This is a genomic window from Rhodococcus sp. PML026 (assembly GCF_000963615.1).
In the GTDB taxonomy this organism is placed as follows: domain Bacteria; phylum Actinomycetota; class Actinomycetes; order Mycobacteriales; family Mycobacteriaceae; genus Rhodococcoides; species Rhodococcoides fascians.
Genome location: NZ_KQ031371.1, coordinates 342,688 through 357,335, shown reverse-complemented (window position 1 = coordinate 357,335; position 14,648 = coordinate 342,688). Strand labels below are relative to the sequence as shown.

The window sequence follows — 14,648 nt, the reverse complement described above, 5'->3', positions numbered from 1 at the left end:
CAATCGGACCCGCGCAGACTCCAGGACGGGCTGCTCCCGGCCTGGCTCGCTACCCGGACGTACCGAACAGCACGCCCATCACGTTCACCGACGAGGAATACGCCGACCGGCTCGCAGCCGTCCGTCAGCGCATGGCGTCGCAGAACCTGACTGCGCTGATCGTCACCGACCCCGCGAATCTCTACTATCTGCTGGGCTACAACGCACTCTCGTTCTATACCCCGCAGATGCTGTACGTGCCGCTGGACGGCGAGCTGTACTTCTTCGCTCGCGAGATGGATGCCAACGGTGCGTTCCGTACGTCGTGGTTGCCGCAGGACCACACCTTCGGATACCCGGAGACGTTCGTTCAGCGCAGAGACACCCACCCGTTCGTCTGGGTAGCCGCCAAGCTACGAGAGTTGGGGTTGGTCAACAACTTCGAGCACGGTCAAGTGGGACTGGAGATGGACTCGTACTACTTCAGCCCCAAAGCCTTCGAAGCGCTGGTCAAATCGCTACCCGAGTACCGATTCACCGACTCGTACGAGTTGGTCAATTGGATCCGCGTGGTCAAGTCGCCGGCCGAGATCGCGTTGATGCGCGGTGCGGCGACGGTGTGCGAGGCCGCGATGTCTGCTGCGCACCAAGCAATTTCGGTAGGGGAACGGCAGTGCGATGCCGCTGCCGCCATCATGAACGCACAGGTACGCGGCACTGCCGACTTCGGCGGCGATCACCCTGCCATCGTGCCGATGCTGCCGACCGGGGCAGGAGCGGACACTCCGCACCTGACGTGGTCGGATCAACGGTTCGTACGCGGCGAGACCACCGTCGTCGAACTGGCCGGCGTGTTCCGGCGGTACCACGTTCCGATGGCCCGCACGATCGTGCTCGGCAAGCCGAGTCCGCGTCTGAAATACCTCGCGGAATCCACCGGTGAAGCGCTGAACGAGGTACTGGCAACGGTCCGCCCCGGGGTCACCGCAACCGAGCTGGCTCAGGTATGGAACACCAGCCTGGCCAAGCATGGCCTCCACAAACCCTCGCGCATCGGCTACTCGATCGGCGTCGCGTACGCCCCCGACTGGGGCGAGCGCACGGTGAGCCTACGCACCGACGACGAGACCGTCCTGGCCGAGAACATGACCTTTCACATCATCGGCGGAATGTGGATGGACGACTACGGATACGAGGTGTCCGAAGCAGTCCGAGTCACCGACACCGGCGTCGAAACATTCACCGCATACCCCCGAGAACTACTGACGAAGGAGTGAGACATGACCACCTCCACCGCAGGCTCCACTCCTGCCCAGAAGGGTCGTTCCGCAGGCTCCACTCCTGCCACCCCGAGTCGTTCCGCGGGCTCCACTCCCGCCCAGAAGGGTCGTTCCGCGGGCTCCACTCCTGCCATTCCCTGGGCCCTGCGCACCGACCAACTGGTGGGATCGGTGATCGACTCGTCGACATCGCTTCTCGCTGCCCAGAAACACGACATCGTCAGGTTCGCGATGGGATCTCCTGCAGCCGAGACGGTTCCGGCTGCCGCGTTCACCGAGATCGCCGGCAGTGTCCTCACAGCGGACGCCTTCGATTACGGTGCCACCGAGGGTGATCCGGGTCTGCTCGACGCGTTGTTGGCGTATCTCGAGTCCGTCGGCGAACCCACGTCCGAGGATCGGGTCGTCATCACCTCGGGCGGCATGCAGGGTCTCGACATCGCCTGCAAGCTGTTCGTCGATCCCGGTGATCTGGTCATCGTCGAAAGTCCCACGTACACCAACGGAACTGCCACCGTGTTGAGCTACGGCGGCGACATTCTCGAGGCACCGATGGACAGTGACGGTCTGATCGTCGAGGCGTTACCCGAACTCGTCGAGCGAGCCGGGCGTCTACCGAAGATGATCTACGTGATTCCCAACTTTCAGAATCCGTCCGGGGTCACGCTCTCGCTCGAGCGTCGACTGTTGTTGATCGAGTTGGCACACCGATGGGGTTCGGTGATTCTCGACGACGATCCTTATGGCCTGCTGCGTTTCTCGGGGGACCCGATTCCGAGTTTCGGGGCGCTGAGTCCGAACGATCCGCTGATCTTCTCGGTGCGGACCTTCTCGAAGATGATCGCTCCCGGTCTGCGCGTGGGGTGGGTGGACGCGGCCCCCGAAGCGCGTCGGTTGATCGTCAACGCCAAGCAGGCGATGGACACCTGTACGAATCTTCCGGCCCAGAGGATGGTGGCCGAGTACATCCGGCGCGGGCTGCTCGAGGAGCACCTGCGGTCGCTGGCTGCGGTGTACCTACCGCGAAAGATGGCGATGCAGAACAGCATTGCGACACACTTCGGTGACGCGATGTCCACCACGGATCCCGACGGGGGCTTCTTCCTGTGGGCGACATTGCGTGGAAACGACCACGATTTCTCGACGCAGGATCTGTTCGAAACCGCACTGGCCGAGGGTGTTGCCTACATTCCAGGACCGGCGTTGTCGGTGGGCGGCAAGTTTCACGATTCGCTACGGCTGTGCTTCGCCTCGTCGACACCCGAGCGCATCGAGGAAGGCATCAGGCGGTTGGCCGTCGCGGTGGAAAAATCGAAGCATCTGCTCGCCTCCGACCCCACGCGATGACCGTTCCGAGTGCCCAGCAGTCTCTGCTCGACGCCGTCGATGAGAACGAGATCGTTTCTCTCACAGCCGCGTTGATCGAGGCGGGCGGTGAAAATCCGGGCGACACCGAAGAAAAATGCGCGAAAATACTCGCGGAGCGATGTCGCGCACTGGGATTCGACGTTCGCACGATCGAGGTCGCTCCCGGCAGACCGAACGTGATCGCCTCGATCGGACCCGATGACACCCCCGGGGTCCTGTTCGTCGGCCACTCCGACGTCGTTCCGGCGGGCACGGGCTGGACGACGGATCCGTTCACCGCGGTCGTGCGAGAGGGGCGCATGGTCGGACGGGGAGCATGCGACATGAAGGGGGGAGTGGCCGCAGTGGTGGCCGCTATGGATGCGGTGAACCATGCCGGTCTTGCAGATCGCTTCCCGATGACGTTGGCGTGTCTGGTGGACGAGGAAGACACGGGCTTGGGTATTCGAGCATTCGTCGCCGATCCGGGGCCCCGTCGTTTCCAGTGTTGCGTGGTGGCCGAGCCGACGGACCTGGTGACCATCGTCGGTTGCCGAGGAGCCGCGAATATCGAGATCGACGTGCGCGGGCGTTCGGCTCATGCAGGTCGGCCGCGTAACGGTGCCAATGCGATATCCGCTGCCGCCCGCATCGTCGCCGTCATCGAGGACTGGCAGATCGAATTGGACGAGGATCCACACGCCGAACTCGGTCCCGCTACCTGGAACGTGGGCACCGTGACGGGAGGCACCGGTACGTCGATGGTTGCCGACCGGTGCGTACTCACGGTCGACCGTCGGCTGCTACCCGGCGAGAGCGCTGCGGAGGTGGTGGACGACCTGCGTTCGCGCATCGACGCGGCAGGTATCACCGGTTCGGGAATCGAGGTACATCTCGAGGTGTCGATGGAAATGCCGGGCTTTCTCACCGCTGCGGACGATGGATTGGTCACCACTGCAATGCAATCGGTTCGCGACATCGGATCTGCCGGTTTCACTGACATCTGGACTGCTTCGTGCGATGGTGGTTTCGTGGCACAGCAGATGGGTATCCGCACCGTCGTGCTCGGTCCCGGGGAGATCGAAAACCAGGCGCACCGGCCGGACGAGTCCGTCGCCGTGCAGCAATTGACCGACAGCGCAAAGGCGTACGCGTTGATCGCCACCAGAATCGCTGCGCCACCTGGTCTTTAGTTTTCCAAGAGGGGGTTGTTCGAGACGTGCGCCCGGCGTCGACGTAAAGTCGGACGCTGCGAAGTACCAAACCGACGCTCCACGTTGTCATAAAGCGAGAGGTATTGGACCGTGACCGAAACTTCAGGGTCGGCAGCTTCGCCGACCGGATATCCGCCGAGTACCGACACACTCAGCGCGAACGAAACGAAAATTCTGCATCGCGCGATCGGCGGGTCCGCACTGGGCAACGCCGTGGAGTGGTTCGACTACGCGGTGTACGGCTACCTGGCCGTCTACATCGCCGCCAACTTCTTTCCGTCGGACGATGGGGGAGCGAGCCTGCTCTCCACGTTCGCCGTGCTGGCCGCGTCGTTCATCATTCGCCCCATCGGCGGCATCGTGCTCGGCCCGCTCGGCGACCGCATCGGTCGTCAGAAGGTCCTCGTCCTGACCGTCTCGATGATGACGTTGGCCACGGCGGCGATCGGTGTGCTGCCGACGTTCGACACCATCGGTATCGCAGCACCGTTGCTGTTGCTCGTCTGCCGACTGGTGCAGGGCTTCTCCACCGGCGGTGAGTACGGCGGCGCAGCAGTGTTCATGGCCGAGTACGCGCCCGACAAGCGCCGCGGATTCTTCGGGTCGTTCCTCGAATTCGGCACCCTCGCAGGCACGGTGGGCGGGGCCACCCTGTGCACCCTGCTCAACGTCGGGCTCGGAGACGAGACCATGGAGGCCTGGGGCTGGCGAATCCCGTTCCTGGTGACGCTCCCGCTGGGCATCGTCGCGTTGTGGCTGCGGACCCGGCTCGAGGACTCTCCGGTGTTCGCCGAGGCCAAGGAAGACGGCGGCACGGTCGAAGAAGGTGCAGGTGGAGCAGTCACCTCCCTCAAGGCCACCCTGACGTACTGGCAGCGGATCCTGATTCTGATGGGATTCGTGCTGCTGCTCAACATCGCGTACTACACGGTGCTCACGTTCTTGCCCTCGTACCTCAGCGACACGTTGGGGCACAGCACTACTCAGTCCAACTTCACTCTCGTGGCCATCATGATCATCATGATGTTGATCATCAACCCCATCGGCGCTCTGTCCGACCGGGTGGGCCGAAAGCCGTTGCTGCTGGTCGCCTGTGTGGGGTACTTCGTCTTCAGCGTCCCGCTGTTTCTGTTGATCATCAACACCGGCCTGATCGGCCAGAGCATCGGCCTGCTCGGTCTCGGCGTGCTGCTGGTCATCATGTGCTCCTGCGTGTCGTCGACGTTGCCCGCACTGTTTCCCACCCAGGTGCGCTACGGAGCGTTCGCCATCGGATACAACGTCTCGACGGCGCTCTTCGGCGGCACGGCACCGCTGATTCTGACGTTCCTGATCGACCGAACGGGTTCCAACCTGATCCCGGGTTGGTACATGATGATCGCAGCTGCCATCGCGTTCGTGCCGATCCTGCTGATGCCCGAAACCGCGGGCCGGTCGTTGCGCGGCACCCAGTGCCCCGGTGACAACGACGACGAGGTCGCTGCGTCCGGCGTCGAGCTCGTCGGCTACAAGAAGTAGAAGTGGCACCGGTTCTCGTCGTTCTGCACGCCGGCGATCTTCCCGAGGGTCTCGAGCCCGTCGAGAAGATCGCCGACGTCAGATACGCCACGGCCGACACCCTGGCGGATGCAGTCGACGGCGCAGACGCGTTGCTGCTGTGGGACTTCTTCTCGCCTGCAGTCGAATCCGCGTGGCCGCGCTGCGGATCGCTGAAGTGGATCCATATCGCCGCTGCCGGCGTGGACTCGTTGATGTTCGACGAGCTGGTGGAATCCGATGTGGTCGTGACCAATTCGCGTGGAGTGTTCGACCGACCTATCGCGGAGTTCGTGCTGGCTCAGATCCTCGCGTTCGCCAAGGACTCCGAACGTTCGCGCACACTGCAGCATTCGAAGATCTGGCAACACCGCGAGACCGAACGCATCGACGGTGCACACGTGATGATCGTGGGCACCGGAGCAATCGGACGAGCCATTGCCACTTTGTTGACGGCAGTGGGCATGTCGGTCTCCGGAGTCGGCCGAAAAGCTCGCGAGGGCGACCCGGATTTCGGGACGGTACATACGAGCGACGAGTTGTCGACAGTGGTCGGTGCGGCCGAGTACCTGGTGCTCGTCGCACCTTTGACCGAGCAGACCAGGGGCCTGGTCGACGACGCGGTCCTCGCTGCGATGCGTCCCGGATCCAGGGTGATCAACGTCGGTCGCGGCGAGCTACTCGACACCGATGCCCTGCTCAAACATCTCGATTCGGGACACCTCGCCGGGGCTGCGCTCGACGTCTTCGAGACCGAGCCGCTCCCGGCAGACCACGCGCTGTGGGCGGCCGAGAACGTGGTCGTCACTCCGCACATGAGCGGGGACGCGTCGGGGTGGAAGAGTCGTCTCGCCGACGTCTTCGTCGACAACGCGCAGCGATACTTTCGCGGCGAACAGCTGCGCAATGTCGTCGACAAGAAGCTCGGTTTCGTGGTGCGACCGGTCTCGTGATGTGACTGTCAGTAGGCCCGCTCGTACTGCGGTGCAACTGCCGGTGTCATCTCCACTCCGAGTTCGCGGGCCGCGCGCCGTGGCCAGTACGGATCGCGCAGCAGCTCACGGGCGAGGAGCACCGCAGTCGCCTCGCCGAGCGAAACGATGTCCTCGGCCTGTTTCGGTTCGGTGATCATCCCCACCGCTGCGGCCGGCATCGTGGTCTCGTTCTGGATACGCCGTGCGAACGGCACCTGGTAGCCGGGTTCGACCGGAATCTCGGCGCGTACGTTCCCGCCGGTGGACGTATCGACGAGATCCACGCCGTGCTCGGTGAGTATCTGCGCCAGCGCGACAGTCTGATCAGAGGTCCAACTCGGAGCTTCCAAGTCGGCTGCAGCATCGGACTTCTCGGGTTCGTCGAGCCAGTCCGTTGCCGACAGACGGACGAACACCGGAAGCTCGGCCGGCCACACCTCACGGACCGCGTCGACAACCTCGATCAGCAGGCGAGTCCGCCCCGCGAAGTCGCCGCCGTAGGCGTCGGTGCGGGTGTTGCTGGCAGGCGAGAGGAATTGGTGCAGGAGGTATCCGTGTGCGCCGTGTATCTCGGCCACCTGGAACCCGGCCTTCAGTGCGCGCCGCGCAGCGTTACGAAAATCGTCGACGATCTTCGCGATGTCGTCGGCTGTCGCCTCCCGTGGTGTCGCGTAACGACCGAACGGTACGGCGCTCGGGCCCACGGTCTCCCAGCTCCGGGGATCCTCGGCGGGCAGTGATGTGCCACCGAGCCAGGGAGCCGCCGTCGAGCCCTTCCGGCCCGCATGCGCCAGCTGGATGCCCGGGACGGTACCGAAGGACGAGATCTCGGTGACGATCTCGGCCAGTGCGTCGGCCTGTGTGTCGTTCCAGATGCCCAGGTCCGACGGGCTGATTCGGCCCTCGGGGCTGACCGCTGTGGCCTCGGTGATGATCAGGCCGGCTCCGCCGATCGCGCGGCTCACCAGGTGGGTGCGATGCCAGTCGCCCGCGACGCCGACGTTCTCGCCCGTCTCGTCGGCCGAGTACTGGCACATCGGTGCCATCCATACCCGGTTGGGAAAGGTGAGCTCGCGCAATGTCAGGGGCTCGAACAGGGCACTCACAGGTGGTTCCTCCGGTCTGTCGGTCTCGACGTCGGTGACGTCGGCGATGTCCACGCTGTGCTGCAACGACGTGGAGATGCAGCTTCATTCCCCGGCCCTATTAGTGTGTAGTGCATGACTGCTTCCGTCTCGGCCGCTTCGGTGCCGTCCTCTGCCGACGAGCGCGAGAACGTGCACTCGGCTGCTCGCCGAGCCCGCGTCGCTTCACGTGCACTGGCGTTGCTGACCACTGCGGAAAAGGATTCGCTGCTGCATGCCGCGGCCGACGCCGTGCTGGCCGCAGCGGAGCCGGTGCTCGCAGCCAACGCCGCCGACATCGAGATCGCCCGCGCTGCGGGAACGGACGAGGGTCTGCTCGATCGGCTGCGGCTGACGGCACCGCGCATCGACGGTATTGCCGCCGGGCTGCGGCAGGTGGCGGGCCTACCCGATCCGATCGGCGAGGTCATCCGCGGATCGACGCTCCCCAACGGGCTCGAGATCAGGCAGATGCGGGTTCCGCTGGGCGTCGTGGGCATGGTCTACGAGGCGCGCCCCAACGTGACCGTCGACGCGTTCGGTCTGGCGTTCAAATCCGGGAACGCAGTGCTGCTGCGGGGGTCCTCGTCCGCGGCGCAGTCGAACGCAGCCCTGGTCGAGGCGCTGCAGGGTGCGCTCACGAGCCACGGGCTGCCGGAATCGGCCGTACAACTGCTCGGTAGTGCTGATCGGTCGACGGTCACCCACCTCATTCAGGCCCGCGGGCTGGTCGATGTCGTGATCCCGCGTGGGGGAGCGGGTTTGATCGCCGCGGTCGTGCGTGATGCCACGGTTCCCACCATCGAGACGGGGGTGGGTAACTGCCACGTCTATCTGCATTCCTCCGCCGACGCGGAGACGGCCGAGAAGATCGTGCTCAACGCCAAGACCCGCCGGGTGAGCGTGTGCAACGCCGCCGAAACGGTGCTGGTCGATGCCGCGATCGCCGAGACCATGGTGCCGAGGTTGTTGCAGGCGTTCCAGATGCACAGCGTCACGGTGCACGGTGATCTGCCGGGGTTGGTTCCTGCAGGCGACGACGATTGGTCGCAGGAATACCTCTCGCTCGACATCGCGCTGAAGGTGGTCGACGGCCTCGACGAGGCAATCGACCACATCGACCGATACGGCACCGGCCATACCGAGGCGATCGTCGCGTCGGACATCGGTGCTGCGCGCGAATTCACCCGACGAGTCGACGCGGCTGCCGTGATGGTCAACGCCTCCACCGCGTTCACCGACGGCGAGCAGTTCGGCTTCGGTGCCGAGATCGGCATCTCCACCCAGAAGCTGCACGCCCGCGGCCCCATGGGCCTGCCCGAGCTGACCTCGACCAAATGGACGGTGTGGGGCGACGGGCACGTCAGACCCGTCTGACCGGCCTGCAGCCACTCGACCCGCCAGACCCGATCTTCCAGGAGTTGTGACGTGGACCGTGCCCTACCGACGACACCACCGTTGTTCGCGAGCGTGAACGATGTTCAGGCCCGTCTGGCCGAGACGGGGTATCTGGCCGACAAGGCCACGGCCACATCGGTCTTTCTCGCCGATCGCCTCGGCAAGCCGCTGTTGATCGAGGGTCCCGCCGGAGTCGGCAAGACCGAATTGGCGCGCGCGGTCGCGCAGTCGACCGGAGCCGAACTGGTGCGACTGCAGTGCTACGAGGGCGTCGACGAGGCGAGGGCTCTGTACGAGTGGAACCACGCCAAACAGATCCTGCGTATCCAATCCGGCTCGAGTGCCGACTGGGACTCGACGAAGCTCGACGTGTTCTCCGAGGAGTTTCTGCTGGCTCGGCCATTGCTGCAGGCCATTCGCCGAACCGAGCCGACCGTGCTCCTGATCGACGAGACCGACAAAGCAGATGTCGAGATCGAGGGCTTGCTGCTCGAGGTGCTCAGCGACTTCGCGATCACCATTCCCGAGCTGGGCACGATCACGGCGGAGCGCACCCCGTTCGTCGTGTTGACCTCCAATGCCACGCGTGAACTGTCGGAAGCTCTCAAGCGCCGCTGCCTGTTCCTGCACCTCGACTTCCCCGACGCGGACCTCGAGCGTCGAATCCTGGCCAGCCGCGTTCCCGAACTGCCCGAGGCGATCGCGGAGCAGATGATCAAGACCGTCCGCGTGCTCCGCGGGATGCAGCTCAAGAAGTTGCCGTCGGTGGCCGAGACGATCGACTGGGGTCGCACACTCCTGGCCCTCGGCATGGACACCCTCGACGACGACGCGGTCCGGTCGACGCTCGGAGTGGTGCTCAAGCATCAGTCCGATCAGGTGCGCGCCGCCGCCGAACTGCGGCTGAACTGACATGCTCGCCCCACACGGAATTCCCGGGCATCTCGTCGGCTTCGTCGAGGCGTTACGCAAGCGTGGGATCTCGGTGGGGCCGTCGGAGACCGTCGATGCCGGACGCGTCCTGTCGGTGTTGGATCTGTTGGACAGAGAAGCGGTCCGCGAGGGGCTGGCCTGCGCGCTGCTGAGACGTCCGACGCACCGCGGGGTGTTCGACGCGTTGTTCGACCTGTGGTTTCCGGTGGCATCGGGTACCAGAGATTCGGGGCAGATCGACACCGCGCTGCCTCGCACCGAGACAGGCGAGGTCGATATCGATGCGTTGCGTGAACTGATCGTCGAACTGCTCTCGGACGACTCGGCGGAGGCCGCCGAACTGACCCAGATGCTGGCGGCCCAGATGGTCGAAGAGCTCGGTCAGTACAAGTCCTCGAACGGGCCGTCGTTCTCGGCCTATCAGGCGTTGCGTGATGTCGCTCCCGACACGCTGCTCCGCAAGATCCTCGACGGCCTGCTGGGCCGAAGTGACGATACGCCGGATCGGCCCACCGACGACTACGAGTCGGAGGTGGCCAAACGGACTGCAGCGCAACGCATTGCCGACCTACGCAAGATGGTCGAGAGCGAGACGAGGCGACGGTCGGCCGAGAAACTGGGCCGCGACCGGGTAGCGAGCTACGGTGTGCCGAAACTGGCGGAGGAAGTCGATTTCCTGCGTGCCTCGGACGCGGAGATGGTTGCATTGCGGCGTAACGTCGCACCGCTGGCGCGGTTGCTGGCCTCGCGACTTGCGGTGCGCCGCAGTCGAAGCAGGCACGGCTCCATCGATCTGCGACGCACGCTGCGCAAATCCATGTCGACCGGCGGTATTCCCATCGACCTGGTGGAGCGTAAGCCGCGTCGTGCCCGGCCGGAACTGGTTGTGCTGTGCGATGTCTCGGGGTCGGTGGCCGGATTCAGCAACTTCACCCTGCTGCTGGTGCATGCTCTTCGTGAACAGTTCTCCCGGGTGCGAATCTTTGCGTTCGTCGACTCCACCGACGAGGTGACGCGGTTCTTCGATTCCGGGGCAGACCTCGGGGCAGCCATGAGCCGGATCGTGCGGGAAGCGGACCTCGTGACCTACGACGGTCATTCGGATTACGGGCATGCCCTGACGACGTTCGACGAGAAGTACGCGCAGGTCATCACCAGCCGCAGTTCGGTTCTCGTTCTGGGCGATGCCCGGACGAACTATCGCGAACCGAAGCTGCCGGCGTTGGCCCGAATCGTCTCGGTGGCCAAGCACGCCTACTGGCTCAACCCCGAGCCCAAATCTCAGTGGGGATCCGGTGATTCGGCGGCCAAGGTGTATGCGGACGTGATTGCGATGCACGAGTGTCGGTCGGCCCAACAGCTCGCGACGGTGGTCTCACGACTGTTGCCGGTATGAGGCGTGTAACCGGCGTCGCTGCCACAGACGTAGAATCGTCGGTTGTGCAGTACGAATCCGGCCCCGGTGAGGACACGAACACCACGCCGACTCTCCGGTTGGGGGTCATGGGCGGCACTTTCGACCCCATTCACCACGGTCACCTCGTGGCTGCGAGCGAGGTGGCGGCCACGTTCGGTCTGGACGAGGTCATCTTCGTTCCCACCGGGACCCCGTGGCAGAAGGAGGGCCGGTCGGTCAGCCCGGCCGAGGATCGCTATTTGATGACGGTCATCGCCACCGCGTCGAATCCTCGGTTCTCGGTGAGCCGGGTCGACGTCGACCGGGAGAAGTCGACCTACACCGTCGACACCCTGAGGGATCTTCGAGCGCAGCACCCCGATGCCGAGTTGTACTTCATCACCGGTGCCGATGCGCTCGAGTCCATTTTGACGTGGCAGAACTGGGAGGAGCTCTTCGAGCTCGCGAAGTTCGTCGGAGTGACGCGGCCGGGGTTCGAGCTCGGCGTCGATCATCTGGCCAACCATCTACGATCGTTGCCCGCCGACACTCTCACATTGATGGAAATCCCGGCACTCGCGATATCGTCGACGGACTGCCGACGTCGTGCCGGTGAAAATCGGCCGGTCTGGTACCTCGTCCCGGACGGCGTCGTGCAATACATCTCGAAGAGGAACCTCTATCGACCACGGGGCGCGCAGCGCCTCGACGGATCCGTCACCATGTCGGAACCGGCGCCACAGAAGAAGCAACCGGCCGGGTCGGTCACCAGCGCAGTGACCGCGAACCCGAGCCATACGAGTGGGAGTACACCGAAGTGACTGCAACAGCCGAAGCCGCCGAGATGGCGCGTATCGCCGCGCTCGCAGCCGACGACAAACTGGCCAGCGACGTGGTGATCCTCGACGTCTCCGACCAGCTCTACATCACCGATTGCTTCGTGATCGCCTCCGCGCCCAACGAGCGTCAGGTCAACTCGATCGTCGAGAACATCGAGGACCAGCTTCGTGAGGCCGGACACAAGCCGGTGCGTCGCGAGGGCACCCGAGAGGGCCGCTGGGCGCTGCTGGACTACTCCGACATCGTGGTGCACGTCCAGCACAACGAAGAGCGCAACTTCTACGCGCTCGAGCGGCTGTGGAAGGACTGCCCGACGATCGAGGTTCCGGGCCTCGGTCAGCACCCGGCACCGGAACCGGAGCAATGATCCGGCGGCTCATCCTGCTTCGCCACGGTCAGACGGACTACAACGCCACCGACCGTATGCAGGGCCAGCTCGATACCGATCTGTCCGAGCTGGGCCGCAGTCAGGCGAAGACGGCTGCGGCCGAATTGGCTGTCCGCGCGCCCATCCGCATCGTCTCGTCCGATCTCAAGCGCGCTCTCGACACTGCGGAAGCTCTCGGGGACGCGGCTGGAGTCCCGGTGTCCACGGATGAGCGGCTGCGGGAGACACATCTCGGCGACTGGCAGGGACTCACCCACACCGAGGTGGACGACATCGCCCCCGGTGCGCGTCCGGCCTGGCGTGCCGACGCAACCGTCGCCCCGCCCGGTGGGGAAAGTCGCATCGACGTTGCGAACCGCAGCGTGCCGCTGGTGCGTGAGCTCCTCGGCGGCGTTCCCGAGTGGGGTGCCGACGGCGACCAGCGACCACTGGTGCTCGTGGCGCACGGAGGGTTGATCGCGGCCCTGACCGCAGCGTTGCTCGCACTGCCGACCGATCGCTGGCCGGTACTCGGCGGCCTCGCCAACACCAGCTGGGTACAGCTCGGTGCGCACGGGCCCGGCGACAACCCGTCCTGGCGGCTCGACGTCTGGAACGCCTCGGCGCGGGTGGCCAGTGACGTCCTCTGAGGAGGCCGCCGCGCGCCCCGTGCTGCTCGTGCTGGCGGACTCGCTGAGCTATTACGGACCCGAGGGCGGGCTGCCGGTCGACGATCCTCGACTGTGGCCCAATATCGTTGCCGCAGAGCTGGATTGGGATGTCGAGCTGGTAGCCCGTATCGGCTGGACGAGCCGCGATGCGTGGTGGGCTCTGACCCAGGATCCGCGAGTGTGGGCGGTGATACCGCGGGCCGGTGCCGTCGTACTCGGAATCGGCGGCATGGACTCGTTGCCGTCGCCGCTACCGACCGCGTTGCGTGAGCAGATCCGCTACATCCGTCCGCCCGCACTTCGGCGGGTCGTTCGCGCGGGTTATCAAGCGGTGCAGCCGGTTCTGTCACATCTGGGTTGGCCGGTGGCGCTTCCGCCGCGACTGAGTGTCGACTACCTCGAACAGACCCGCGCCGCGTTGGCCTACGTGCGGCCGGAATTGCCCGTCGTCGGTACCTATCCGTCGGTGCATCGGTGCGACGCCTACGGGCGGGTGCATTCGGGGCGCGAGCCCGCGGTACGAGCGCTGCGTGCCTGGAGCGACGAAAACGGTGTTCCGATGGTCGATCTCGCGGAGGCAGTTCGTCCGAACATCGAGTCCGAGAACGCCAACCCCGACGGAATCCATTGGGGTTGGGATGCACACGTGGCCGTGGCCGACGCAATGCTGACGGTGTTGCGACCGGTGGCAGCGGCGGCAGCGATCCGGCACCCATGACCGTCGCCGTCGTCACCGATTCGTCGTCCTGCCTGCCCGCGTCCGTAGCCGCCGAGTGCGGTATCACGGTGGCACCGCTGCATGTGTTGGTGGACGGCGTCGACCATCGTGAGGGTATCGACGAGATTCCCGAACAATCGACCGACGGAAAGCCGGTGACGACCGCGGGGGCGTCTCCGGGCGAGCTGACCGAGGTCTATGCCGCAGCTCTCGAACGCAGTCGCGGGGCGGGCGTCGTCGCACTGCACATCTCCCGGGGCCTGTCGAGCACCTGGGAGGCTGCGCGGCAGGCCGCCGAGCAGATCGGATCATTGGTGAAGGTTGTCGATTCCGGTTCTGCCGGAATGGGATTGGGCTACCCGGCGCTGGCAGCAGCGTATGCCGCAGCGGGTGGAGCCGGACTCGACGAGGTCTACGACGATGCTGTTCGCAGGTCTGCGTCGTCGAGATGTTTCATCGTCGTCGATCGATTGGATCACCTGCGCCGCGGCGGCCGTATCGGCACTGCCGCAGCCCTGCTCGGTACGGCCCTGGCGATGAAGCCGGTGCTGCACATCAGCGATGGTGCGCTGGTGTTGCGCGAGAAGACGCGAACCTCCTCGAAAGCACTGAGCAAGCTGGTGGACGCGGCAGCTGCCGCGGCGGCCGACATCGGTACGCAATCCGGGGTTGTCGTGGCTGTGCATCATATGCAGTGCGCCGAGCGAGCCGAGGACGTCTCAGCCATGCTGATGGCGCGTATCCCAGACCTGACCAGCGTCGACGTGCTGCCGTTCGGTGCGGTGCTCGGTGCACACGTCGGTCCCGGTGCCGTCGGCGTAGTCGTCGCTCCTGGTCATCGGTAGGGCGTATCGAGCCGCGTCATCCACAG

At 65.1% G+C, this 14,648-nt stretch carries 14 protein-coding genes; 13 read left to right on the top strand and 1 reads right to left on the bottom strand.

Going from position 1 to position 14,648, the window contains the following annotated elements; translation table 11 throughout:
• Positions 1-77: 77 nt before the first annotated feature.
• From VF34_RS09260 to VF34_RS09240, 5 genes are all read left to right on the top strand, one after another.
• Complete coding sequence (locus VF34_RS09260) at positions 78-1,256, top strand: M24 family metallopeptidase (protein WP_032374568.1); 1,179 nt, start codon at positions 78-80, stop codon at positions 1,254-1,256.
• A gap of 3 nt (positions 1,257-1,259) precedes the next feature.
• Entirely contained in the window at positions 1,260-2,606 is a 1,347-nt protein-coding gene (locus VF34_RS09255; protein WP_032374436.1) for an aminotransferase-like domain-containing protein, read from the top strand.
• On the top strand, positions 2,603-3,799 hold the full coding sequence (locus tag VF34_RS09250; RefSeq protein WP_032374435.1) for a M20 family metallopeptidase: 1,197 nt from the start codon (positions 2,603-2,605) through the stop codon (positions 3,797-3,799). The genes VF34_RS09255 and VF34_RS09250 overlap by 4 nt, the downstream gene beginning before the upstream one ends.
• 111 nt (positions 3,800-3,910) lie before the next feature.
• A complete protein-coding gene (locus VF34_RS09245; RefSeq protein WP_045841267.1) occupies positions 3,911-5,338 on the top strand; it encodes an MFS transporter in 1,428 nt (475 codons plus the stop codon).
• Positions 5,339-5,340: 2 nt separating this feature from the next.
• Entirely contained in the window at positions 5,341-6,309 is a 969-nt protein-coding gene (locus VF34_RS09240; RefSeq protein WP_045841266.1) for a D-2-hydroxyacid dehydrogenase, read from the top strand.
• A gap of 8 nt (positions 6,310-6,317) precedes the next feature.
• Here VF34_RS09240 and VF34_RS09235 read toward each other — a convergent pair whose 3' ends face one another.
• Entirely contained in the window at positions 6,318-7,436 is a 1,119-nt protein-coding gene (locus VF34_RS09235) for an NADH:flavin oxidoreductase/NADH oxidase (RefSeq protein ID WP_032370383.1), read from the bottom strand.
• A 114-nt stretch (positions 7,437-7,550) separates the two neighbouring features.
• Here VF34_RS09235 and VF34_RS09230 point away from each other — a divergent pair, with 114 nt between their 5' ends.
• The 8 genes from VF34_RS09230 to VF34_RS09195 are packed head-to-tail and all read left to right on the top strand — an operon-like array spanning position 7,551 to position 14,622.
• Positions 7,551-8,831, top strand: a complete 1,281-nt coding sequence (locus VF34_RS09230) for a glutamate-5-semialdehyde dehydrogenase (protein WP_032374433.1) — start codon at positions 7,551-7,553, stop codon at positions 8,829-8,831.
• 51 nt (positions 8,832-8,882) lie between these two features.
• A complete protein-coding gene (locus tag VF34_RS09225) occupies positions 8,883-9,764 on the top strand; it encodes an AAA family ATPase (RefSeq protein ID WP_027497532.1) in 882 nt (293 codons plus the stop codon).
• A 1-nt stretch (position 9,765) separates the two neighbouring features.
• Entirely contained in the window at positions 9,766-11,181 is a 1,416-nt protein-coding gene (locus tag VF34_RS09220; RefSeq protein WP_032374432.1) for a vWA domain-containing protein, read from the top strand.
• Entirely contained in the window at positions 11,178-12,002 is an 825-nt protein-coding gene (nadD, locus tag VF34_RS09215) for a nicotinate-nucleotide adenylyltransferase (RefSeq protein ID WP_080733329.1), read from the top strand. The genes VF34_RS09220 and nadD overlap by 4 nt, the downstream gene beginning before the upstream one ends.
• Positions 11,999-12,388, top strand: coding sequence for a ribosome silencing factor (gene rsfS / locus VF34_RS09210; RefSeq protein WP_027497529.1), 390 nt, complete (start codon positions 11,999-12,001; stop codon positions 12,386-12,388). The genes nadD and rsfS overlap by 4 nt, the downstream gene beginning before the upstream one ends.
• Positions 12,385-13,038: a histidine phosphatase family protein gene (locus VF34_RS09205; RefSeq protein WP_027497528.1), complete on the top strand. Its 654-nt coding sequence runs from the start codon at positions 12,385-12,387 to the stop codon at positions 13,036-13,038. The genes rsfS and VF34_RS09205 overlap by 4 nt, the downstream gene beginning before the upstream one ends.
• Complete coding sequence (octT, locus tag VF34_RS09200; RefSeq protein WP_027497527.1) at positions 13,025-13,777, top strand: diglucosylglycerate octanoyltransferase; 753 nt, start codon at positions 13,025-13,027, stop codon at positions 13,775-13,777. Before VF34_RS09205 ends, octT begins: the two co-directional genes overlap by 14 nt.
• Positions 13,774-14,622: a DegV family protein gene (locus tag VF34_RS09195; protein ID WP_045841265.1), complete on the top strand. Its 849-nt coding sequence runs from the start codon at positions 13,774-13,776 to the stop codon at positions 14,620-14,622. The genes octT and VF34_RS09195 overlap by 4 nt, the downstream gene beginning before the upstream one ends.
• Positions 14,623-14,648 lie beyond the last annotated feature (26 nt).